We start from the raw sequence: 25,319 nt of genomic DNA on the forward strand, positions 1-25,319 counted from the left end.
GCTTGAAATGGAAAGTTAACTTTACATCAAAACTAACACACTCAAATGCGAAATGTCAAGTTAGCTTTCCATTTCGTTATTTACTATAATTGCCCGGCTGAACTTCTTTGGCGTGAGTTAGCGTCATTTCGGTCGGGATTAGGCCGGGAAATACCAAGGAGGGAGGAGTATGGGGTGAAATCCCATACTCCTCCCTCCCTTTGTCCAACGTTGAAGTCAGATTCATACGACTACGCTGCCAGCGTTACTCTTACATAGCTTCCATCTTCTGCGCCGTGTAAAGGCGGTAGTAGAGGCCGCGGCGGGCGATCAGCTCGTCGTGCGAACCGCATTCGGCGATGCCCTTGTCCGAGACGTACATGATCCGGTCGCAGTTCTTCACGGTGGACAGCCGGTGCGCGATGATGAACGAGGTGCGCCCTTTGAGGAGCTCGTTCAAGCCTTTTTGCAGCAGCCGTTCGGTTTTGGCGTCGATGGACGAGGTTGCTTCGTCCAGGATGAGAATGCGCGGATCGGCGAGCAGCGTCCGGGCAAACGAGATGAGCTGGCGCTGCCCCTGGGACAGCTTCGAGCCGCGCTCGTTAACCTCCGTCAGGTACCCGTGCTCAAACTCGCGGATGAACTCGTCGGCGCATACCGTCTTGGCGGCGGCGATAATTTCCTCTTCGGTGGCGTCAAGCCGGCCGTAGCGGATATTATCCAAAATCGTGCCGGAGAAAATAAAGCTGTCCTGCAGCATAATCCCCATTTGGCTGCGCAGCGACTTCAGCGTCACCTGCGAAATGTCTTCGCCGTCGATGAGGATCCTGCCGCCCGTTACGTTATAGAACCGTGAAATCAGGTTGACGACGGTCGTCTTGCCCGCCCCGGTCGGGCCTACAAGCGCGATGCTTTCCCCGGCTTTTACCTCGAAGGAGAGGTTCTCCAGGATGTTGAGGCCCGGGTCATAGGCGAAGGTGACGTTGTCAAAGGTCACATTGCCTTTCACCTGCGGCAGTTCCTTCGCATTCGGCACGTCGCTGACGGTGACCGGCTCATCCAGCGTTTCGAAGATCCGTTCCAGATAAGCGACGGCGTTGATAAAGCTGTTGTACAGGTTGGACAGGTTCAAAATCGGCTGCCAGAAGCGGGCCGCATAGTTGCTCATCGCCAGGATCACGCCGAAGGTCACCTCCGCCGGATTCAGCGCGAGCAGGCCGATCAGATAAATCAGCATCGTCACGATCGTCGCCAGGTTGTCGACCGAAAACGGGATCAGCGCGTTGTAGTGGATCGCCCGCATCCATTCGCGCCGGTAATTGCCGGCCAGCCGCGTGAAAATCCCCTCATTGCGCTGCTCGCGGGAGAAAATCTGGGTTACGCGAATGCCGCTGATGCTCTCCTGCAGGTAAGCGTTCATGTTGGAGCTTTTGTTCGATACCGCCTGCCACGACCGGCGCTGCTTGTTTTTGATCATCAGCATGATGCCGAGGAACACGGGCAGCCCCGCTAGCGTGATCAGCGAAAGCCGGACATCGACGGCAAACATGAACGCGGCGATGAAGATCAGGTTGAGCAGTTCCAAAATAAAGTTGATGATGCCGTTGGACAATACGTCGGATACCGCGTTGACGTAGTTGACGACCCGGATCAGGATTTTGCCCTGCGGCCGGTCGTCGTAATATTTGAACGGAAGCTCCTGCAAATGCTTGAACAGGTCCGTCCGGATGTCGAAGATGATGTCCTGGCCGACGCTCGTCATAATGCGCGAGCGCACCGTCGCCAGGATCACGCTGACGACGATCGTCGCCAGCATCAGCGCCGACCAGCCCAGCAGGGGAAGGACGGCCTTCTCGGGAATCGTCACGTCGACGACGTGCTGCATGATCAGCGGGGCCGACAGCCCGATCGCCGCGGACAAAGCGCTGAGGGCAAAGGCGACGAGCATCGGCTTTTTCTGTCGCTTGATATAGACCATTGCACGCCGGAAATGCTTGATGTCAAATGGCGATTCCAGGTTTTCGTCGATGTCGAATTTATTCCTTGCCATTTGCCGTCACCGCCCTTCCAACGCCTTCGTTTTGCAGCATAAACACATCGTAATAGTAGCCCCGCTTCGCCAGCAGCTCGGCGTGGGTTCCTTCCTCGATCACGCGGCCGCCGTCCAGGATGAGGATGCGGTCGGCTTCCGCGGTCGTGGACACCCGCTGTGCGATGATGATTTTCGTACACGGATATTCCAGTTCGCGCAGGCTTTTCTGGATATGCTCTTCGGTTTCAAGGTCGACCGCGGAGGTCGTGTCGTCCAGAATCAGAATCGGCCGCCGCACCGCCATGGCCCGGGCCAGTGCGATCCGCTGCTTCTGGCCGCCGGACAAGCCGACGCCGCGCTCCCCAACGATGGTGTCGTATCCCTCGGGCATCTTGACGATAAAGTCGTGCGCCGCGGCGAGCCGGGCGTATTCCATCGTCTCCTCCTCCGGCAGGTCGGGATCGCCGAAGGCGATGTTGCCGTCGATCGTATCGGAGAAGAGCAGCACGTCCTGGGTCGCCACGCCGATGTTCCCGCGCAGCTCGTCGAGCTCAAGCTGGCGCACATCCGCGCCGTCGACGAGCACGCGCCCTTCGGTCGCATCGTAAAAGCGCGGGATCAGGTTGACGAGCGTCGTTTTGCCCGATCCGGTCGAGCCCATGATGGCAACGGTTTCACCCGGCTCGACCGTAAAGCTCACATCGTCCAGCACCAGCGCGTTGTCGTATTTAAAGCTGACATGCTCGAACTCGATCCGGCCTTCGTAACGCCGGGGCTCCTCCGCGTTGTGCCCGTTGACGATCTGCGGTTTGGCGTAATAGATCTCCACGATTTTGGTCAGGCTGGCGAAAAAGCGCTGAATGTCATTGATGATGATGCCGATGTTGCGCATCGGGTTGGAGACGGCCCACACCAGCGCGGCAAACGCCGAATATTCCCCAAAGGTGATTCGTCCGTTCATTACGAACAGCCCTCCGGCGATCATCAGGATCACGTTGAACGCTTGCGCGAACGTCTCCAGATAAGGAAAATAATCCAGCCATACGAGCGCGGCCGCTTTGTTGGCCTTTGAGAAGTTTACGTTTTTCTCGGTGAATTTCTCGATTTCGTAGTTCTCGCGGGCGAAGGCTTTGACGACGCGGTTGCCCGAGATATTTTCCTGAGTCGTCGTGTTCAGTTGGGACAGCCGTTCGCGCAGGTCCACATACATAGGGCGAACGCGTTTCGCAAACATGTAGGCCACGATGAAAATCGGCGGCGACAAGATCAGCAGCCACCAGGTCAGCACGGCGTCAATGGTGAAAAAATAAACAACCGCAGCAACGAAAATCGTCAGCGATTCGATGATCGTTTTGATAATCCACGCCATCGAGTGCCGAACCATGTCCAGATCGCCTGTCATCTTGGTCATGAGATCGCCGGTGCGGTTGTGATCGTAGTAATGCATGTCCTGTTCCTGGATTTTGTTGTACAGATAAATGCGGACGCGGTACAGCATGTTTTGCGAGGCCCGCTCGTACTGCATCATCGTTAAGTAAGCCAGACCCGTGCGCAGCAAGGAAAAGCCGACCATTCCCAGGCAGAGCATAATCAGCAATTGCCGTTCCTGCGTCAAATTCTGCATGGCGTCGGGCCCGGCGATAAACGTATCGACGATACGCTGGCCTATGTACGGATTCACGATCGTCAGCGAGGAGCCCGCGACGGAAAGGATGAGAGCCAGTATGTACCTTGCCCTGTCCCCGCGCAGATTTTGCCACAGCCATTTCAGTTCGAACATTTGATCACCTGTTTCTGTTTGTTCTCTCATTCAAGCTGCAAAAATGTCCTTCCATTTTGCAAATCATGGTGATTATACCATAACCGTCAGAAGGTAAAACCCGCATATTCCAGCATGTTGCCACGTATGACTGCGTTTTCTTCACGGAATCATCCCATTGCTTTTATTTCGTTACATTATTTAGGATATGAACGGGATATTACGTTTTTTGACCGGTTTGATTAAAAAAGATGAAGAGAGGGATTTCGCGGGTGATCGACGGCATCACCGTAACCCCGCTGTCCCGGGACGAGCGTGAAGCGGTCTGCCGGGTTTTTGCGCCGGCCCCCGGGCCTGGAATAGCGGACAATTATGCTCTTATTTCTTGGCGGAACCGGGTTATGAGCAAAACAGAGGCATAGAAGGTTCTTATTTTCGGTGGACCAGGTAAAATAGGGGGCGTTCGAGGGGGGATGCGAGAAATAGGTACAAAAAATGCCGCTATTGATTCGACAAAGGCAATGGTGCCGAAATAAGGACAAAAAATGCTGCTATTGGGAGTTGCGTATATCGGGATTTACATATAATTGAAAGCCTCTGGTCCGTTCAGCGGTTTTTTCGCGTTTTTCGGCAAAGGATTGTCACAAAATAAACTACCTAAAATTTAGAAATAGTGCGGCGTTTTTTACATAGATTTAACATTGGGAAGAGGACACCCATAAGGCGAACAAAGGCGGCGATACCGGCATATCCTGCAAGCGCTTACCCATTGATATTTAGGGGTATCTTGCACATTTCATTTTTTTCGGCATGAACTAAATCCTGTTCATTATCATCCTTTTCCTTACAAAAAAAAGCAGCGGCGGAATTATTAACTTGCCGTGATCGGGAAGCGGGTTTTCTAAGCGGGCTATTTTGCCGTTTGTCTTAACGAAAATTTAATGCCCCCTTAACGATGCATGAATTGAATGAAGTCAGGCTAAAGCGTATCATTTCCTTCGATTATCAATACTTTGACAGGGAGGGAGTTTGGGAGTGAAAAATAGGGTTGCGCTGACAAGCCGGGTGCTTGCGGCGGTTGTGCTTTTAACCTCGTTGTTCTCGGCGGGGTATGTTCCGGTCCGGCCGGCGCTGGCGGAGTCCGGGGACGTTAATGTGTTTGCCGGCCCGGGCGTAACGGCCTCGGCAAACGGAGAGATATCGGGAGGTTATGCCCCGTCTAAAGCGATTGACGGAAATTTTACAGGCAGTAAATGGTCTTATGAGGGAGATATGTTGTCTCCTGACGCGCAGAACCCTTATTGGCTCAAAATCGACGCGGGCGCCGAAGCGGCGGTACACAGGTTCGTGGTGGCCCACGCGGGCGAACCGGCCGACTTCAATACCCGCGATTTTACGATCGAAACCAGTTCCGATGACGTGCATTGGACAACCGCGGTGACGGTGACGGACAATACGTACGGCACGACGGAGCATGAATTGAATACACCGGTGACGGCCCGTTATTTCAAGCTGAACATCACCGATCCGGGGGATGCCAACGAAAGCGGGAACTATCAGGCGAACATCTATGAGTTTGCGGCTTACGGCTCGTTTGGGGAAAATCCGGCTGCCGTACCGGTGACCGGCATTACGCTGGACAAGCATAACCTGGAACTGGCGGTGGGCGGCACGGACCGGCTGACGGCGACGGTTGCGCCAAGCGATGCGGCCAATGCCGCCTATACGTGGTCGTCGGATGACCCGGCCATCGCCGAGGTGAATGCCGACGGCCTCGTTACGGCCAAAGCGCCGGGGACAACCCGGATCACCGCGACCACGGAGGATGGCGGTTATAAAGCATCCGCGCTGGTCACCGTCGCGGCGGCGAAAGCGGCAGAAGCTCTTGCGGCCGGCCAACTGATTGCAAACAACAGCGAGTGGACCTATTTCGACAACGGTACCGATCAGGGTACGGCCTGGCGCGCCGCCGGCTTTGACGACAGCGAATGGAAAACGGCTCCGGCTTCGCTCGGGTATGCCGGCAGCGGCAAACCGCAGCCGACGACCGTGATCGAATACGGCCCCAGTGCAAGCAATAAATACATTACGACTTATTTCCGCAAGGAATTCCAGGTAGCGGACGCGGACGCGATCAAACAGCTTTCCGCGGCTTTGATCCGCGACGATGGCGCGGTCATCTATTTGAACGGCCAGGAGGTGTACCGCACGAATCTGCCGCAAGGCGCCATCACGTACACTACGCTTGCTCCCGAAGCGGTGGGCGACGAGCGGGACGAGGAGCTTTTCGAGATCGATCCGTCCCTGCTGGTTGACGGCACGAACGTGATCGCCGCGGAAGTCCATCAGCAGCGCGCCGACAGCTCCGACCTGTATTTTTCACTAGAGCTGAACAGCTCCGACACGGAACCGCCCGCACTTGGAACAAGTCAAGGGCTGCTTGCCGAATATTACACCAATAACGGCGATCTGCCATTTAATTTTGTCGAACACAAAGCGACCATCGTCGACTCGCAAATCAACTTCACGAATCTCGACCCGGTCCTGCAAACCTGGGCGGGCAGACAGGACGACGCCAACGTGCGTTGGACCGGGCAAATTATGGCGCCGGAATCGGGCGATTATACGTTTTATATGATCGGCGACAACGGGTTCAAGTTGTGGATCGACGATAAAGTCGTCATCGACCATTGGGTGAACGACTGGGACAACGAGCAGACCAGCCAGCCGGTGACCCTGGAGGGCGGCGTCAAATACAAATTCAAGGTGGAATATTTCGAGGATTACGGCGGCTCCAACCTGTATTTGCGCTGGTCGACGCCGAACATGCTCAAGGATATCGTGCCGGCGACCGCTTTTTATTTGCCGGAAAACTATACCGGACCGGTCTCGGGCAACTTGGCGGCCGACGGCCTGACCGTTTCGCTTAACCTGATGGAGGACTTGAGCGATTTGCCGTCCGCTTTGAAGGACCATCTAACGGTGAAAGCCGGCGGCAAAGAGCTTAAAGTCGAAAGCGTGGAGCAGGGCGCCGATCCGACCGTGCTTAAGCTTAAGCTGGAAGATACCGTCAAGCCCAAAGAAATCGTAAATGTCGTTTACGACGGGCAAGCCGGGCTGCAGTTTGCCGGCGGCGGAAACGTAGGCGGCTTTACCTTCAGTCCGGTCAATCAATCCGAAGCCGTGGACTATTCGCCGAAGGATATAGCGATGTCCCTCTACGGTGACGCGAAAACGACCCGTTCGTTTGCCTGGTATACCTCATATGAGGTTCCGGATAACGCGCCCGCCAATATTCTGGACAGCATCGTGGAAGTCGTGCCTGCCGATCAGGATTTTGATTCGGCGGCGGTGATGCGTTTTGTCGGCGATCCTAAAGAAACGCAGATCCTTAAGAACTTAAATCTTGGCAGCACCACCGGCTCTTTTATCAGCCACAAGGCGATCGCGACGGGCCTCACTGCCGGAACGGCCTACAAATACCGGGTGGGCAGCGACGGCAACTGGAGCCAAACCGGCCGCTTTACGACCGAGGGGAATAACGAGAACGAATACGATTTCCTGTATATGACGGATTCGCAGGGCGCGAATACCGAAGACTACCGCGTCTGGGCCAATTCGCTCAAGAATGCCTTGGACGACTATCCTGACGCAAGATTTCTGGTTATGCCCGGGGATTTGGTGGATGCCGGAGCGAACGAAGGACAGTGGAGCGACTATTTCGGCCAGCCTCAGGATTTGCTGATGAATCTGCCGCTGATGGCGACGATCGGCAACCATGAGGGGCCGAACAACAACAATTTTTTCTATCATTTTAATCTGCCGGACGACTCGCACACCGATCCCAAACCGAGAGGCACGGTCTATTCCTTTGATTACGGGCCCGCTCATATCATGGTATTGAATACCGGCGATATCCCTTGGGACGCGGCGCAGACGAATTCGTTCAACAAGCAAATCGAGTGGCTGCGAAAAGAAGTGGCTCAAACGGACAAAAAATGGAAAATCGTAGCCTTCCACAAAGCGATATATTCCGTGGGCAATCACGCTACCGATTCCGATATCGCGGAGTTGCGGAAGAAGCTTTACCCGGTGCTGGACGAGTTGGGGATCGATCTTGTTCTGCAAGGGCATGACCATACGTTCATGAGATCCTATCAAATGTACAACAACCAGCCCGTTACGGATGTGCAGACGGACGCCAACGGCCGGCTGATCAATCCGGACGGAACGCTGTATATGATCAACAACTCGCCGGGACGAAAATACTATCAAATCAATCCAAATGCGGACAAGTATTACGCCGCGGCTTATCAGCAACCGAATAAACCGATCTATTCGGGCGTTCATATCACGGAGGACAGCCTGACCATCAACACCTATATTTCGGGTGAAGATACTCCGTTCGACAGCTATACGATCGTCCAAAACAGCGAAAAACCAAATCCGGTTGAAGGGCTGTCTGCCAAGATGGTAGACGGCAAGAAAACAGAGCTTTCCTGGACCAAACCGGCCGACAAAAACGCCGATGACGCAGTTCGAGGCTTCCGGATTTACGAAGTGAACGGTAGACTTGGCCCGAATTGGAGCGTCTACGTACCGGCAGTTGAAGGCCAAACGGACTATCAATACACAGTCGACAATACGGATCCTGCTTTAACGTACGAGTTTGCGGTCAGAGCGGTGGATAAGCGGGACAATTCGGACATTCGAACGGCCGTTTTGCAGGGCGATGTGCCGCCGGCGCCGACCGCTCCGGTGGTCGATGACGCGCGCAACACGTTTGGCTGGACCCTGGTTCCCGGTTATGACGAGCTGTCCGCTTACGAATACAGCGCCGACGCCGGCAAGACCTGGCAGCCGGTAACGGCCAACCCGCAGCCGGTGGGGGATCATGATTATCCCGCAGGCACGGTGCTGGTGCGCGTGAAAGGGGACGAAGCGGCAGGAACCGAGGCCGGTTTGCCGCTGGTTTCGGATAAACCGTTTACCGCGAACGGCGTTCGGGATACGTATGCCCTGTCGGGCACCTTGAAAAGAGAAGACCAGCTCCGGGTGGACGTTGAGGTCGAGCGTTTGGCCGATTACAGCGGACCCGCCTACGTGGTGTTTGAGCTGCTGAACGGAAACGAGCCGCTGCTGATCAACGCCATTCCGCTGCAGGAGGACAAGCTGAATGTTTCCCAATATTTTAATGTCAGCGGAGATAAGTACAGTGTCAAAGTGTTTGTGTTCGACGAGTTCAACAGCAACCTTGAAGTGCCGCTCCAACTGGCGAGACCGGTTGTGTTTCAGTAACGGGCAGAAAGAGAGGACAATACGGTGAAAAAATATGTGGCGGCCATCCTGGCGTTCCTGTTCGTACTTGCGCCGATTTCGGTCTACGCCGCGGCTTCCTTCACGCTGGAGTTAAGCGTGAAGGAGGTGCAGCGCGGCGGCGAAATTACACTTTCCGGAACGGTGGCGGACGAAACGGACGACGTCGTGGTCAAAATGGTGAGTCCGAATCAAACGGTTTTGTATATCGATGTTATCTCTGCCGAAAACGGCGTTTATTCGAAGACGGTGACGATTCCGGAGACGGAAGACCTGGCGCCCTCCGGCGTTTATACGGTCGTTGCCGGCAACGGCGGTTTGACGCAGTCCGGCACGTTTACGATTCCGGGCAAAGGCGGAAATAATCCCGAGCCTCCGGGTGAGGGACCTTCCAGACCAAGCAAACCGAGCGGAGGCTCGAATTCGAGTCCCGTAACAACGGCTCCACCGGCGAATAATTCCGTTTCCAAGGACATTCCGCCGGCCGCGGGACAGGTGAGCGGCGCAAACGTTCAGCCGGAATTGGCCAAGGACGGCCGATATATCGCCGGCAGCGACGCAATCGCGAAAGCCGCAGAGCAAGCGAAAGGCGCGGTAACGATCGAACTGCCCGCAGCGGCTGGAGAATCCGGCAGCCCGCTGGAAATTCCTGCGAAGTCCTTGAACGCCATTAAGGATAAAAATCTGGACCTCATCGTCACAACGGATAACCGCACGGTTCGTTTCCCTGCCGGCTCATTTGCGGTCTCGAACGATGATCTGTCGCGAGTCCGTGTCGTGCTGAACGCGGCCTGGAGCGATGAAGCCAAGGCGGTGGTCGAACAGTCGCTGCGCGTAAGTCCTGACTATACATCCACCGGCGTTGTGCTCTCCGTCGTGATTCAGCTAATCTCCGGCGACAACGTGACGGAAATCCATCAGTTGGACAAACCCGCTGTGGTGACGCTGAAGCTGACGGAAGAGCAGGCGAAGCGGATTTCCGCGGATCTTGCCGGCGTTTATTATGCGGACGGCAAAACGCTTGAATATACGCCGGGTACGGTGAAGAACGGAACGTTTAACTTTACCGTCGGGCATTTTTCCTATTACACGATTCTGCAATACAGCAAAACATTTGTGGATTTAGTCGGGCATTGGGCGGAAAGCTCCGTCAAATCGCTGGCCGCCAAGGGGATCGTGAAAGGCGTCGACGCGAACCATTACGCGCCGGGACGCAGCATTACCCGCGCCGAATTCGTCGCCTTGATCATGCGGACGCTTGAGCAATCGGACAAACCGCTGGCAGACCAGGGCGCCGAGGGGACATTTACGGACGTGCCGGCCGGCCAATATTACACCCGGAATGTGGCCGACGCAGCGGCGCTTGGCATCATTACCGGATACAACGGCAAATTCCGGCCGAACGACCAAATTACCCGCGAGGAAGCGGTCGTTGCGCTGGTCCGCGCTGCGGATTATTTCAACCTGGCGGCAACGAACGGAGGTCAGCCCGCTTTTGCCGATGCCGGCAGCATTTCCGGCTGGGCGAAGGCCGCCGCCAGCAGCGCATGGAGCAAAGGCCTGATTCAAGGCGACGGGAAGAAATTCAGCCCGGACCGGGCCGTGACCCGCGCCGAGGTTGCTGTTATGGTTAAACGGCTGATTACTAACAGTTCTCTATAATAGGTAGTTCAAAAAGTCATCTTTTGATCACGAAGCAGGGTCAAGTAGCGGACTCGACATCGAATCTTGAATTCAGCCGGGCCTTCCGTTGCTCACGTACCCAAAACGTACGCTCCGCTACTCAGTCCCTAGCTTCATCCAACCTTCTCGGTGCTGAAAACCTGACTTTTTGAACTTACATTATACATGCGAACAAGAGGAGGAGAACCAAACGCGATGAAGAAGAGGATTTTTGCAGCGCTCATGACGGTGCTGCTGCTGTGCGGCTTGATCGAGTCGATGATTCCGGGCGCCGTTCCCGTTTCCGCCGCGGCCGCGGGACCTGCGGTCCAGGGAGAACCGACGCGGAACGTCGCTTTGAACGCGTCCGTGACGGCCTCGGGGCAGTGCAACAGCAGCGAAGCCGCCAAATTTGCCATCGACGGTAAAACCGACACGAAATGGTGCGACAATACGAACGCCAAAATCAAATGGCTAAAGCTTGATTTGGGCCAAGTGTACAACATCAACGAATGGGTTGTCGTCAACGCGGGCATCAACGAAAGCAACAGCCCGTTCTGGAACACGAAAAATTTCCGCTTGCAAAAAAGCGATGACGGCAAAACCTGGACGGACGTCGACGTCGTGCAAAACAACGCGCAGACGATTGTCGACCGCTATTTGCCGGAGCCTTTTTCCGCCCGGTATGTCCGGTTCTACGTGAGCAAAGGAGCACATGACTCCAATACCGTGCGCTTGTATGAGCTTGAGCTGTACGGGGTTGATGCCGGTCAAACGCCGGCTTATCCGCCGGCCAACCTCGATCCGGTCGACTACGTGGACCCGTTCATTAATACGCTCGGCGACAACGGCCAGACGAACCCGGGACCGACGATGCCGTTTGGCCTCGTTTCCCTAGGGCCCGATAGCGATGGCGGAGCGTTCAGCGGGTACTACTACCAGGATAAGAACTTGAAGGGTTTCTCGCACCTGAGATTCAGCGGCGCAGGCTGCAGCGGGGCGGGCGGCAATATTTTGATGATGCCGGAAACCGGCTCTTTCACGAAAAACGTCAACGAGTACAAGCAAAAATACGATAAAGCCAGCGAACAGGCTTCCGCCGGATATTATGCGGTAAACCTGAACTCCGGTGTCGGCGTTGAGTTGACCGCTTCGGACAATGTGGGCTTTCACCGCTACACGTTCCCGGCATCGGCAACGACCGGCTCCGTGCTGGTCGATCTGTCCAACTCGTATGCCGGCATGATCGACGCCAATCTTAAAGTGGAAAACAACAATGAAATTTCCGGCATGGTCAAATCGAAAAACGTCTGCGGATACGGATATTACGTCATGTATTATTCCATCCAGTTCGATCATGATTTCGACTCCTACACGTCCTGGCAGGGCGATGCGACGGGAACGGACGCAGTGCGCAGCGGCGCAAACAGCGGCGTGTGGGTGAACTTCGCAAACGCCGCCGGCAAAGTGATTCAGGCGAAAGTGGGCCTGTCGCCGATCAGCGTGGAACAGGCGAAATACGAGCGCGATCACGACATCGAGGGCTGGGACTTCGACGCTCAGCACACCAAGATTCGCGGCGCTTGGAGCGATTTGCTCGGCAAAGTGGAGATCACCGATGCCGACGAAGAAAACAAACGGATTTTTTACACGCAAATGTACCATACGTTCCTTCATCCGAAAAACGTAACCAGCTCCGCCGGCACCTTCAAAGCAGGACGGGACGAAAACACGATCCGGCAGGCTTCCGAGCTGGGCGACGATTTTGAATACTACAACGGCTGGGCGACTTGGGACGATTTTCGCAAATACGCCCTGTTCTCCGTGCTGACGCCAACGGAATACAACAACATGGTGAAATCTTTGGCGGATCTGTACGAGACACGCGGCACCTATACGCAATTTGGGGACGGATACTGGCCGAGCCCGACAGTGCGGAACGAGTTTAACGGCGCGGTCCTTCTGGACGCATATGCCAAGGGATTCCGCGATTTTGACGCGTACACGGCGCTGAAGGGCATGGGCGTCGACGTGAGCAACTTCGGCGATCAGGATAAAGTGTCGGGTCAGTTGGAAAAAGCAAAAAGCGGTTATTTTCCGATGAAACTGGCCGAGCTGCTCGGGGACAAAGCGACGTACGAGAAATACAAGCAGGTAGCTCTGTCTTACAAGGACCTGTGGAATCCGGATCAGGTCGACGAAAACGGCGACAAGATCGGGTTCTTTACCCCGAACGGGATAACCGTTAGCAGTGGGGATGTGACGGCGGTGGACAGATACGCCTACCAGGGCAACCTGTGGCAGTACCGCTGGTCCGCTTCGCAGGACATCAAAGGTTTGGCTGAACTAATCGGCGGCAAAACGAAAATGGCCGAGCAGTTGACGGACTTCTTCATTAGAGACGAATATATGGCCGTCAACGAGCAGGATTTGGACGCGCCGTATTTGTTCAACTACCTGGGTTATCCGTATTTGACCCAATATTTTGCCCGCGAGTATACGACGGAAGTGGTGACGCATAAATACCATAACCACGGGGCGTATTCCTATCCGCTGAAATCGCGCCTGTACCGGGCCGACCCGGAAGGCTACCTGCCGTCGATGGACGATGACGCGGGTGCAATGGCTTCCTGGTTCGTCTACAGCGCGATGGGGCTGTTCCCCGCCAATCCGGGCGACGCGGCTTTCCTGATCGGATCGCCGATTTTCTCGGAAGTGAAGCTGCATCTGGACGGCGGCAAAACGTTTACGATCAAAGCGAACAATGTGTCCGGCAAAAACCGCTTTATTCAATCCGCCACGCTGAACGGCGGGGAATTTGATCAAGCCTGGATCAAGTACGAGGATATTATGGCCGGCGGCACGCTGGAATTCGACATGGGTTCGGAGCCGAACACCGCCTGGGGCGCCAAGGCCAAAGCGGCACCGCCGATGACCGACTACGGCACCGATTTCGACAACTCCTTGTCCCGTCAAGCGCTGATCGCCGAAGGTTCGGCCTGGAAATACTACGACAAGGGTCAATACGCCGGCGACGGCTGGACAGGCGCGGCCTATGACGACAGCGCGTGGAAGTCGGGTCCGGCGCCGCTCGGATACGACAACAAAGGCTACGCGAAAACAGTCGTCAGCTATGGGCCGGACGGCAACAACAAGTACCCGGCGACATATTTCCGCAAAACGTTTGAGGTTGCGGACACCGCAGGCATCCTCGAACTGGACGCTACGCTGGTCCGTGATGACGGGGCCGTTGTGTACCTGAACGGGCACGAAGTCATTCGTACCAATATGCCAACCGGACCGGTTAGCTATAACACGTACGCCAATGCGACCGTTAATGACGAGCGGGACCGGAATGTTTTCCAAATTGATCCTTCGCTTCTGGTGAAAGGCACCAACGTGCTGACCGTAGAGGTGCATCAGGTGAATGCGACCAGCTCGGATATCGCCTTTGACTTCGGTCTTGTCGCGGTGAAGGAAATGGCGAAGCCGGCCGCGCCGACCGGACCGGTCGTGGACGATACGGCCAACACGTTCGGCTGGACTAACGTGCCGGGCTTCGAGCAGCCGTCCGACTATCAATTCAGCACGGACGGAGGCCGCACCTGGACGATCGCCACCGCCAATCCGCAAATCGTGGGCCCGGTCGCTTACGGCGCGGGCGTTGTGCAGGTGAGAATCAAGGCGAACGAAAGCCTGGGCGTAACCGCTGGGGAGCCGCTGCTTTCGGATGCTGCATACACCTCCGACATAAAATGGGACGTGTTTGACCTGAACGCCGATGTCAAACGGACCGGCAATATGGTCGTTGACGTGTCAGGCACGCTGAAAGGCGCTTATGCGGATTCGGCCGTTGCCGTCATCCAATTGATGAACGGCGGCCAACAGGCTTTTGTATCCAGCGCGGTGCCGGTGGCAACCGGAAACTTTGATCTGACGCAAAGCTTCAATGTCAACGCCAGCAAATATCAGGTAAATATCTACCTGGTCGACAAATACGACGGCAACATTTATGATTCGCTCTGGCTGGCCGAGCCGATCGTCTCGCAGGCCGAACCGCAGCCGGACCCGGGTACGCCGGGCGGCGAAGAGCCGGGACAGCCGGGACAGCCGGGCGAAGAAGAGCCGCTGCCGGAACCGCTGCCGGTACCGGTGAAAACGCCGGATGTGCCGGAACCAGCGGTGGAGCCGGAACCGCCGGCGGAAACGCCGAATTTCGAGGCGGCGGACGGGAAGTTGGCCATTCAATTTGAGGCTTACACCGGCTTGTCATCGGATAAGCACCCTAACGGCGCCCCGTTAGGCACGGAACCGAACAACGGCGGGACCGTGGTCAAAAACACCTTTAACGGCGCATGGCTGGCTTATCAACGCGCGGACTTCGGAACCGCGGGCATGAACCGGATTCAAGTGGTTTATGACGCCCCGACCGGGAGAGCGCCGGCCGACGCCAGGGCGGAAATCCGCCTAGGCTCGGTAGACGGCACCCTGATCGGCACCGTAGCGCTGACGAATACCGGCAGCAGCTGGGGAACGTACCGGACCGCCGCGGCGAACCTGAACACCACCGTCACCGGCGTCCAGGATGTATATATCGTGCTGAAAGGCACGACGACGGGTGATCTTCCGTATATCGGCAATTTCGACAGCTTTACGTTCGACAAAGTCAGAAGCGATTATGCCAAGCTGGAATTGGAAACCTTTGACGCATGGTCGACGGAGCTTAACCCGGCCAAAGGCACGCCGCTAAAAACGGAAAACGGAAAAAGCGGGAAGCAAGTAGCGAACACGTTCAATGGGGCGTGGCTTGCTTACAAAGGAATGGATTTCGGCAGCGCGGGCGTCAATCAGTTCGCGATCGAATACTCCGGCAACAGCAACAGCGTCCCGGCCGATGCCGCCGTTGAAGTTCGTCTCGGCTCCGTGAACGGAACTTTGGCCGGCAAGGCAGCCGTACCGCCGACGGCTGGCTCCTGGGGAACCTATAAAACGGCAACCGCCGAGTTGAACCGGACCGTCACCGGCGTTCAAGACGTTTATCTCGTGCTGACCGGTACGACCGATTCGAAATATACCTATATCGGGAACTTCGATAACGCCAGCTTTTCGCTGAAGACGGCGGAACCCGAGCCCGAGCCTAAGCCGGAACCGGGAGAGCCGAATGTGACCGTGGAGTTCGAAAGCTACAGCGGCTGGACGACGGAGGTCAGCACCTTCGGCAAAGGCGGGCTGAGGACGGAGAAGAACAACGGGAACAACACCGTCGTGAACAACACTTTTACCGGTGCGTGGCTGGTGTATAATGACGTCGATTTCGGCACCCAAGGGAAAAATTACATCGAGATCGAATATGACGCTCCATCCCAAAAAGCCCCGGCGGACGTCGTGGCCGAAATTCGCCTGGGGGATAAGGACGGCGAGTTGGTCGGACAGGTCCAACTGCCGAATACCGGCAGCGGTTGGGGGACGTACAAAATCCAAGGCGCCGCGCTCGATCAGACGCTGCCCGGCAAGCAAACGATCTGCGTCGTACTGAAAGGCTCGACGACGTCCGGACTGCCCTACGTGGGCAATATGGACCGAATGATTTTCTCCAAGCGGTAAAAATAAAAGGAGCCGTACCCCGGAAGCCATCTATGGCAGACCTGCTAGGGGGCGGCTCCTTTATTTTTGGATGAGAAGTAAGGAAACAACGGTAAAAAGCTCCATTTTCGGCTTAACCTAGAAATCGGAGCTTGACCGCCTGTTGCCGAAAAGCAACCACCCGTCGGCCTTGTAAAATAGCGGCAATTGATGTGCTTATTATCCGCAGCCGAGCATATTTATCCCCGTTAGCGGCATTTTTTGTCCTTATTTTTCTATGAAATAGTCCAAAACGCCCCATTTCCATATGACGGGGGAAAATAACGACATAAATTGCCTCTATTTCTCTCAATGAACGGATATCGCCGAAATAACGACACTTTTTGCACCTATTTTTTATAGCTGTTTATTTGAATCAACCAGCCGGCCTGTGCGGCAGCGATTATTCCGGCTCTCCCGACAGCAGTCTAAGCAAATTCTCGGGAATGTTGATCTTGCGGTCGTCGATCAGCAGCTGAAATTCGCCTGCCGCGGCGGCCTGATTAGCAAGCTTGATCTCCTCCATCTCCCGCTGCAGCTGCTCCATTTTTATATCCAGCTCGTACGCGGTGTCGGCGGCTTTTTTTAAATCCTGAAGCAGCCGCTCCGGGACGGACTCATTGTATTTGTAAAAAATTTTGTGCTCCAGGCTGGCCCAGAAATCCATGGCGATCGTACGGATCTGAATTTCCACGCACACCGGCTCTTCGCCGTCCGACATGAACACGGGAACCTCGACCAGCATGTGCAAACTTTTGTAGCCGTTCGGTTTCGGGTACTTGATGTAATCCTTGATCGACAGCACGTTTAAATCCTTCTGGTTTTGCAGCATTTGGCTGATCCGGTATATGTCCGAAATGAAGGAGCAGGTGATCCGGATGCCGGCGATATCGTGGATGCTGCTTTTGATGCCGTCCAGGGAGAGCGGACCGCCTTTGCGGTAAATTTTCCTCATGATGCTCTCCGGGGATTTGAGGCGCGATTTCGTATGCTCGATCGGATTATAGTCGTGCAGCATTTGAAATTCTTCCTGCAGAATCTCGATTTTCGTCTCCATCTCGTGCAAGGCGAACTTATACATCATCAAAAAACGGGTCAGCTTTTTCTGTAAGGCTCTCATTTGTTCCAAGGGTAAAGAAATATCGGTCATGTTTACCGTCCTTTTTTGGCTAAGAAGTCTGAAAATAATTCAATAAGTTTATTATACCGCAGGGGGGAAGGTAGATTCCAGAAAGGGGGATGCTATAATGGTAAATATAGTTAAGGAGGGGGGATATGCGCTTTGACACCATCGAACAATTAAAAAAAGAGCCGGACGCAGTTCGGCCATTCCCGCCGGCGGCCGTCAAAAATCTGGACGAGGTATATCGGATAGAATGGACGTACAACTCGAATGCGATTGAAGGCAACACGCTTCCCCTCTTTGAAACGAAGCTCGTGCTTGAGGAAGGTTTAACGATCGGCGGCAAAAAGCTGCGCGAGCATTTTGAAGTCGTCAATCACTCCGAAGCTATCGATTACGTTAATCGCATTAGGACCACTGCAAATAGGGGGAATATCATGAGAACGGAAGACCAAATCAAGCGCAAACTATATGAATTAAAACAACTGTCGGCCAAAAGGGCTAATGACCCTGTTGTACAAGCCCAGATTGAGATGCTGGAATGGGTGTTAAACCAGCCGATCGAGAAATACCACGTTTAAGAGGTTGTTCAAAAAGTCATCTTTCCATGACGAAGTCGTTCATGAAGCGGGTTCGACGTCGAATCTTGAATTCAGCCGGGCCTTCCGTTGCTCACGTAGTCTCAACTACGCTCCGCTACTCAGTCCCTAGCTTCATCCGACCTACAGCGTTTTGAAAAAACGCACATCGTAAGCATACGCTTCGGTCCTGAAAACCTGACTTTTTGAACACGAACTTTAAATAAAAGTTTGGTATAATAAATTGGGTATGATAAATTTGGCATAATATAGAATGATTGGCACATGTTAAAACCGAATATGAACAAAAACCATGTAAGGAGCGATCGCAATGGCAAACATCGTTTTTATCTCACCGGGCAAATACATTCAGGGCGCAGGCGCTTTGCAGGAACTGGGCAAACACATTAAAGAGCTGGGCCGTAAACCGCTGATCATCGCCGATGAGGTGGTTTGGGGCATTACCGGGGACGTGATCAAGCAAAGCTTGTCCGCGGAGGGCAAGGAGTTTCATTTCGTTTCTTTTAACGGCGAAGCTTCTTCCAATGAAGTGAACCGCATCGCCCAGGAGGGGCGGTCGCAATCCGTCGATTTCGTCATTGGCGTCGGCGGCGGCAAAACGCTGGACACGGCCAAGGCCGTTTCCGACGAACTGAAATCCAAAGTGGTGATCGTTCCGACCACGGCGTCGACCGATGCGCCCACAAGCGCTTTGTCCGTAATCTATAGCGATGCAGGGGTATTCGAGTCCTACCGGTTTTACCATAAAAATCCCGACTTGGTTCTGGTCGATACCGCCGTTGTGGCTAAAGCGCCCGCCCGCCTGTTCGCTTCGGGGATCGCCGACGCGATGGCAACTTGGATTGAAGTGCGCGCCACGGTAAAAAGCAACGGTACCGCCATGTCCGGGGGTAAAACGAGCATTGCCGCGCAAGCGATTGCCCAAGCCTGTGAAGAAACGCTGTTCAAGTACGGAATTCCCGCTTATCAAGCTGTGCAAAAAGGGCTGGTTACCCGGCATGTGGAGGCGGTTGTCGAAGCGAACACCCTGCTGTCCGGCCTCGGTTTCGAAAGCGGCGGTTTGGCGGCGGCCCACGCGATCCACAACGGATTTACGGTGTTGTCCGGCGATATCCATCACTTAACCCACGGCGAAAAGGTAGCCTACGGCACGCTGGTTCAATTGATGCTGGAACTGCATCCCGAGGCGGAGATCATCAAGTATATTGACTTTTACCAGGAACTGGGGCTTCCGACAACCTTGAAGGAACTGCACCTGGAACATGTGACTTTTGAGGAACTGCTGAAAGTGGGCCAAGCCGCCACGCAGCCGAATGAAACGATGGTGAATCTGTCGAGCGAAATCACGCCCGAGCAAGTCGCCAACGCCATCTTGGCGGTTGATGTGTTGAGCAAGCAGGTGGGATCGGCTTAAACCGATCGGTTCAGCGTTATAACGCAGGGCGAAATCAGCCGGAGAAAATCCAAAAAGCGGAAGTGCATGCAACTCGTGCGCTTTCGCTTTTTCTTTGTACTTTAGTTACTTTGTTCTAATTTTCAATAGTTAACTTTTTGTAACTTATTCCGGAAAAATAAGCACTATTTTTTTGGAACTTCAGTCTTATCAAGGTCATAAAAGTTACAAAATTTTAAGTTATAAAGTCCTACAATAAAACGGTTACTTATATTATTTTCCAGATATGTGAATAGGCATTCCATTTTTTAGGTAGTGCATTCAGCGAATTTTTAGCTTAACGTTTTATTTAGGCATGCGGGGGCGGCGGTTCAAGCCGAGAGTACGCACCAGAAAATGATGGCATTCGTCGGTCGGCAGATAGGACGCTCCCAAACACGCCCGGGATAAGAAGCGTTACTAAATCTTATTTTTCACGTGTGAGCAATTTGTATTAAGCGTTTGAACACGTAATTTGCCCAATGCATGTCAGCTCCATCGGTTGCTCCGCCTGCGTACATACCGTTAAGAGACGGAGAGGAACTGGGGCAACCGACGAAAAAATTTGCAGCATCCGATTATGCATAAGGAGGAGAACAACCAGTGAAAAAAACATCACAAATGCTGTTTCGTATGATGCTCGCTGCAGTGATCGTTTCGGCCGCAATCATTTCGCCGTTCGGCACGGTCAAAGCAGCCGGGACAAATGCCGAACAGCCTTGGTTCGACATGTCCAAATCCCCTGAGGAGAGGACCGAGCTGCTGCTTCGGGAAATGAAGCTTGAGGAGAAGATCGATTTTGTAACGGGGGACGTTAACAACAACTACGGCTTTTACAATGCCCCGATTGAACGCTTGGGAATCCCCGCGTTGACCATGGCCGACGGTCCGACCGGCGTCCGTGTGGCGAACTCCGAAATTCAGGGTAAAAAATCAACGGCTTTTCCGACGCCGATCGCGCTGTCAGCCACCTGGAATACGGAAACGGCGGCGCGCTACGGAGATCTGGTCGGCAATGAGGCGTATAATACGACTCATAACGTCTTGCTTGGACCGGGTTTCGATATCGCACGGTTGCCTTGGGGCTCCCGCAATTTTGAATCGCTTGGTGAAGACCCGCTCCTGCAATCGAAGCTTGGGGTCGAATATGTGAACAGCGTGCAGAAATATCCGGTGATTGCCACCGCCAAGCATTATTTGCTGAACAATCAAGAGACGGACCGGTTTGCGGTGGACACCCGGGCAAGCGAACGGGCGATTATGGAAATTTACTCCCGCCCGTTTGCGGCTGCGGTGAAAGAGGCCGACCTCGGTTCGGCCATGTGCTCCTTCAATCGGATCAACGGTGTTTTCGCCTGCGAAAATGAGACGGCGCTGACGAAAATTCTTAAAGACCGCCTTGGCTTTAAAGGGTTTATTATGAGCGACTACGGCGCCAATCTAAGTACGGCGGAGTCGGCGCTGGCCGGCCTCGACCTGGAAACGCCGGGCAAGCCTTATGGCGAATGGGGAGACAAGCTGTTGGCCGCCGTTAAGAACGGCCAGGTCGGAGAAGATGTAATCGATGGAATGGCTCGAAGAATCTTAGTACAGATGTTCGATAAAGGATTGTTCGATAAGCCTGCCGTGAACGTGCAAATCCCCGCCAAGGAACATGGCCAAGCCGCGCTGGAAATGGCCGAAGAAAGCATGGTGCTGCTCCAGAACGAAGATAACGCGCTTCCGCTGCATGCGGACAAGCTGGACTCCATCGCCGTCATCGGCCCGGATGCGGACAGCTACGCTACGGTTGGCGGCAGTTCCCTGGTCCAGCCGACGTATACCGTAAGCCCGCTGGAAGCGATCCGGGAGCAGGCCGGAAAAGGAGTTCAAGTGGAGTATGCGCCGGGAACCGACCCGATCTCCACCGGAGATATCGTCAACGGCCCGTCCGCGGTGCCTTCTTCCATGCTGTTCCCGGCAAGCGGCAAATCATCCGCTTACGGGTCATCCAAAGAATCGGGACTGCATGGGGAATACTGGACCAACAACAAAATGGAAGGCGAACCGTCCCTAACCCGAACGGACCGCCAAGTCAACATGAATCTCGGCTTTTATAACTATGATGGGCTGAATGGGCAATCCCAGAAGTTGACGAAGCTGCCCAACGAATATAACGGCATGATGTCAGCGCGTTGGACCGGCTCGATCGCCGCGCCCAAAACCGGCGAGTATACGTTGTCCATTACGAGCATCGGATCCGGCAAGCTGTATTTCGACGGCGAGTTGTTGATCGACAACAAGGGCGAAAAGGTGGAAACAAGCAAAGCCAAGGTGAACCTCACCGCCGGAGAAAAACACGACGTCCGCATCGAATACCGCACGGATTGGCCGGACAACCTGGATTCCGATTTCGGCGGACTGATCCGGTTCGGATGGGAACCGCCGGCCGGAGCGGTCGATGTAACAATGCAGAAGGCGGTTGATCTCGCCAAGCGTTCCGATGTCGCTATCGTCGTGGTTCGCACTTATGAAAGCGAAGGGTATATCGACCGTTCCGATTTGGAGCTGCCGAACAACCAGGACCAATTGATTGCCGAGGTGGCTGCCGCCAATCCGAACACCATCGTCGTTTCGATGAGCGGCCGGGCGGTCGAAATGGACACCTGGCGGCAGAATGTTAAAGGCATCCTGCAAGCCTGGTATGCCGGGCAGGAACAAGGTCATGCCATCGCGAACATTTTGTTCGGCAAAGTCAACCCTTCCGGCAAGCTGCCGGTGACTTTCCCGGTGGACGATGAACACACGCCGGTGTCGACCGAGCAGCAGTTCCCGGGCATCGACAGTAAGGCCGATTACAGCGAAGGCGTGATGGTCGGTTATCGCGGTTACGAGTTTAGCGGCATCAAGCCGGCGTTTGCCTTCGGACATGGCTTGTCGTATACGAATTTTGAGTACCGCAACGCGAAAGCCAAGGTAAGCGGCAATAAAGACGACCGTAAAATCAAAGTATCGCTAAATTTGCGCAATACCGGCAAGGTTACGGGGGCGGAAGTGGTGCAAGTGTACACCGGTAAGCTGCCGGCCGCAGTTGAAACGGCGCCGAAACAGCTGGCCGGATGGGCCAAGGTCGAGCTTCAGCCGGGCAAGCAGAAGCGGGTGGAGATTGAACTGGATCCCCAAGCGCTGTCTTATTGGGACGAGCAGTCGGGCGAATGGGTGATGCCGCAAGGCAAAGTTCCGATTTATGTCGGCAGCTCTTCCGAGGATATTCGCCTGAATACCAGCGTGACCGTCGGAAGCCCGTCGGGGAAATAACATCTTGTTGCACGCCCGTCATCCGCTTAAGGACGGAATAAAAGAGTAGCGGAAAGAGCCGCAGCACTTTGCTTCGGCTCTTTCTGTGTATAAGCAAAGAGAAAGGGGGAGGCGCTTATCCGTTACCGGGTTGTTTTGACTTTTATCGCGTGTGTTGTTGTCCTGCTGTTCCTGCAGTTGTCCCGCACCGGCTTTTCGGCCGGCGAACTGACTGTGGAATCCTGGCTGACGACGCCCGATCGAAATAATCTGTTGACGCCCCAGCCGGTATCGGTCTTCAGCGGGACAGGCAAATACGGCGACGCGGTCATCGAAGTGGATGCCGGCCGGCGATATCAGACGATCGAAGGGTTCGGCGCGGCCGTTACCGGTTCAAGCGCTTATTTGATCGGCGGGAAGCTGTCCGCTTCGCAGCGCGAGGCGCTGCTGGACGATTTGTTTACGGACCGCGGAATTCGCCTCAGCTACGTTCGCCATACGATCGGAGCGTCCGATTTTTCCGTGGATGAATCCGGCAAGCCGAGCAGCTATACCTATGACGATGTTCCTCAGGGAGAAACGGACTTTGAATTAAACAACTTCTCTGTTCAGCGGGACGCCCGGGTCATCGGCCTGATGCGGGAAATCGTCAATAAAAATCAACAGCTTAAGGTTCTCGGCACTCCCTGGACCGCTCCGCCCTGGATGAAATACGGGGAAACCGTATATAACGGCTGGTACTTGGATTATACCGACGAGCGGGTCTACCGCGCATATGCCGATTATTTTGTCAAATATATTCAGGCATACGAAGCGGCGGGCGTTCCGATCGATGCGATTACGGTGCAAAATGAACCCGAATTCACCACCCCGGATTATCCGAGCATGAGCATGGGGGCGGAGGAGCAGGCGAAATTTATCGGCGGCTACCTCGGCCCGGCCATCGAGCAGAGCGGGCTGGGCACCAAAATTATCGCCTACGATCACAACTGGGATCTCGGCGAATCGTATGCGCGAACCGTTCTGGGCAACGGGGAGGCGAGCAGGTATACTGAGGGGACGGCTTATCACTGCTACGGCGGCGAGCCGAATGTGATGACCAGGATTCATGACGCGTTCCCGGACAAGGCGGTCTATTTTACGGAATGCAGCGGCGGGAGCTGGAGCGAGGATTTCGGGAGCAACCTGAGCTGGCTGATGTCCAAGCTGCTCATCGGCGCCACCCGCAACTGGGCGGAGACGGTGCTGCTCTGGAATTTGGCCCTTGATCCGGAGGGCGGTCCTGTAAATGGGGGCTGCACGGATTGCCGCGGCGTCGTGACCATCGACCCGGAGAGCGGTGCGGTAACCCGGAATGCGGAATATTACGCGCTGGGCCACGCCAGCAAATTCGTAGGTCCCGGAGCGGTCCGGATCGAATCCTCGCCGGCCGAAGCGGACATCGAGAACGTGGCGTTCCGCAACGCGGACGGCACGATCGTATTGATCGCCGCCAATACCGGCGAGACGCCGCACACCGTCAAGGTGGTCTGGAAATCGCGTTCATTCGTCTACTCGCTGCCCTCACATTCAGCGGTCACGTTCAGGTGGCCGGGCTAAGATTTAAGAAATAGGTTTTTAAACCGGCCGACGGAAAAATTTCATAATTCATCCGGCCAGAGCTCGCTCCGGTGCAACACCTCAAGTTATTAACGGCGTCTGCACCGCATCGAGAGTCCGTAATAATATTAAACCTATTATTCTGGGCAAGCGAAGCAGATCGTTTCTGGCGATCCCCCAAGCATTCTCTTTCGAGAGCATCGGTAAAGACGGACGCGCTCTTTGTCTCGGAGAAACCGTGATCCTGACCGCTGAGATCAATCCGTTTATCACCCGTCTTAGAAAGCATAATATAAAGGTAACGGCCTTGCATAACCACTGGCTTTTTGATAAACCCAACCTTTGGTATATTCATTTTGAAAAGAAAGAGAAACCCTTGGTATTTGCCAAAGAAGTTCGCAATGCGTTGGACGTTTTGACAACCCGGATTGTAACACCGTAAGGAATACCGACGTTGCTTAGCTGCCATATAAAAAGTCCTCAAACCCGTTGGATCGGTTTGAGGACTTTGTCATTTTACGGACCTTTGCCGCGGCGCAATCGGGCGGTCTCTATCGATCATTCTCATCCACGGACACGATCAGTTGATCGACCGTAATTTCCAAAGCATTGCAAATCTGCTCCAGCGTGCGGATATAGACTCTGTCCACGGAATCGGAACAAAGATGGTTGATGGTCGCAATCCGCATATTCATCGACAGGGCGAATTGTCTTTGCGAAATATTCCGTTCGGCAAGGATTTCCCGTAAGCGTATACGAATTTTCATAGTTCCTCCATTACCTTAAAGAGTAAACGCAATTATTATAGCATAGTTCGGAAAAAAGTGTATTGACCTATACCCTTAAGAGTAGTATATTGGTAATAGGAATTTTACTCTTAAGAGTAATAAATTTTGGGAGGTGAAATCCATAGCTAAAGA

At 54.5% G+C, this 25,319-nt stretch carries 11 protein-coding genes and 1 pseudogene; 8 read left to right on the forward strand and 4 right to left on the reverse strand.

Going from position 1 to position 25,319, the window contains the following annotated elements:
- Positions 1-250: 250 nt before the first annotated feature.
- A complete protein-coding gene (locus NYE74_RS29655) occupies positions 251-2,029 on the reverse strand; it encodes an ABC transporter ATP-binding protein (protein WP_036625660.1) in 1,779 nt (592 codons plus the stop codon).
- A complete protein-coding gene (locus tag NYE74_RS29660) occupies positions 2,016-3,791 on the reverse strand; it encodes an ABC transporter ATP-binding protein (RefSeq protein ID WP_036625659.1) in 1,776 nt (591 codons plus the stop codon). Before NYE74_RS29660 ends, NYE74_RS29655 begins: the two co-directional genes overlap by 14 nt.
- Before the next feature lie 1,014 nt (positions 3,792-4,805).
- On the opposite strand from NYE74_RS29660, the gene NYE74_RS29665 reads away from it, so the two are divergent.
- The 3 genes from NYE74_RS29665 (at position 4,806) to NYE74_RS29675 (ending at position 16,352) form a co-directional block, all read left to right on the forward strand.
- Positions 4,806-9,068: a PA14 domain-containing protein gene (locus tag NYE74_RS29665; protein WP_036625657.1), complete on the forward strand. Its 4,263-nt coding sequence runs from the start codon at positions 4,806-4,808 to the stop codon at positions 9,066-9,068.
- A 24-nt stretch (positions 9,069-9,092) separates the two neighbouring features.
- Positions 9,093-10,748, forward strand: coding sequence for an S-layer homology domain-containing protein (locus tag NYE74_RS29670; protein WP_036625655.1), 1,656 nt, complete (start codon positions 9,093-9,095; stop codon positions 10,746-10,748).
- 216 nt (positions 10,749-10,964) lie between these two features.
- Entirely contained in the window at positions 10,965-16,352 is a 5,388-nt protein-coding gene (locus NYE74_RS29675; protein ID WP_341005424.1) for a glycoside hydrolase domain-containing protein, read from the forward strand.
- A 421-nt stretch (positions 16,353-16,773) separates the two neighbouring features.
- Here NYE74_RS29675 and NYE74_RS29680 read toward each other — a convergent pair whose 3' ends face one another.
- Positions 16,774-17,520: a GTP pyrophosphokinase gene (locus NYE74_RS29680; RefSeq protein ID WP_036625652.1), complete on the reverse strand. Its 747-nt coding sequence runs from the start codon at positions 17,518-17,520 to the stop codon at positions 16,774-16,776.
- Between the two features lie 125 nt (positions 17,521-17,645).
- Between NYE74_RS29680 and NYE74_RS33450 the strand changes: the two are divergent.
- The 5 genes and pseudogenes from NYE74_RS33450 to NYE74_RS29705 all read left to right on the forward strand — a co-directional run.
- Positions 17,646-17,894, forward strand: a pseudogene (locus tag NYE74_RS33450) (cell filamentation protein Fic); the annotation flags it as partial.
- 508 nt (positions 17,895-18,402) lie between these two features.
- Complete coding sequence (locus NYE74_RS29690) at positions 18,403-19,506, forward strand: glycerol dehydrogenase (RefSeq protein WP_036625650.1); 1,104 nt, start codon at positions 18,403-18,405, stop codon at positions 19,504-19,506.
- A 621-nt stretch (positions 19,507-20,127) separates the two neighbouring features.
- Entirely contained in the window at positions 20,128-22,821 is a 2,694-nt protein-coding gene (locus tag NYE74_RS29695; RefSeq protein WP_036625649.1) for a beta-glucosidase, read from the forward strand.
- Between the two features lie 135 nt (positions 22,822-22,956).
- Positions 22,957-24,399: a glycoside hydrolase family 30 protein gene (locus tag NYE74_RS29700; protein WP_341005425.1), complete on the forward strand. Its 1,443-nt coding sequence runs from the start codon at positions 22,957-22,959 to the stop codon at positions 24,397-24,399.
- Between the two features lie 46 nt (positions 24,400-24,445).
- The gene (locus NYE74_RS29705; RefSeq protein WP_227872733.1) at positions 24,446-24,841 is read left to right on the forward strand and encodes a DUF1259 domain-containing protein; all 396 of its coding nucleotides are present in this window, start codon (positions 24,446-24,448) and stop codon (positions 24,839-24,841) included.
- A gap of 109 nt (positions 24,842-24,950) precedes the next feature.
- Here NYE74_RS29705 and NYE74_RS29710 read toward each other — a convergent pair whose 3' ends face one another.
- Positions 24,951-25,166 carry a helix-turn-helix domain-containing protein gene (locus tag NYE74_RS29710; protein WP_036625643.1) on the reverse strand — a complete coding sequence of 72 codons (216 nt, stop codon included), beginning with the start codon at positions 25,164-25,166 and terminating at the stop codon, positions 24,951-24,953.
- Positions 25,167-25,319 lie beyond the last annotated feature (153 nt).

The sequence above is a fragment of the Paenibacillus sp. FSL P4-0127 genome, from assembly GCF_038007325.1.
Lineage (GTDB): Bacteria > Bacillota > Bacilli > Paenibacillales > Paenibacillaceae > Fontibacillus > Fontibacillus macerans.

What these genes read in the sequence shown, in the direction of transcription:
- NYE74_RS29655 (WP_036625660.1), bottom strand. Translation starts at nt 2,029, where the DNA reads ATGGCAAGGAATAAATTCGACATCGACGAAAACCTGGAATCGCCATTT.
- NYE74_RS29660 (WP_036625659.1), bottom strand. Translation starts at nt 3,791, where the DNA reads ATGTTCGAACTGAAATGGCTGTGGCAAAATCTGCGCGGGGACAGGGCA.
- NYE74_RS29675 (WP_341005424.1), top strand. Translation starts at nt 10,965, where the DNA reads ATGAAGAAGAGGATTTTTGCAGCGCTCATGACGGTGCTGCTGCTGTGC.
- NYE74_RS29680 (WP_036625652.1), bottom strand. Translation starts at nt 17,520, where the DNA reads ATGACCGATATTTCTTTACCCTTGGAACAAATGAGAGCCTTACAGAAA.
- NYE74_RS29690 (WP_036625650.1), top strand. Translation starts at nt 18,403, where the DNA reads ATGGCAAACATCGTTTTTATCTCACCGGGCAAATACATTCAGGGCGCA.
- NYE74_RS29710 (WP_036625643.1), bottom strand. Translation starts at nt 25,166, where the DNA reads ATGAAAATTCGTATACGCTTACGGGAAATCCTTGCCGAACGGAATATT.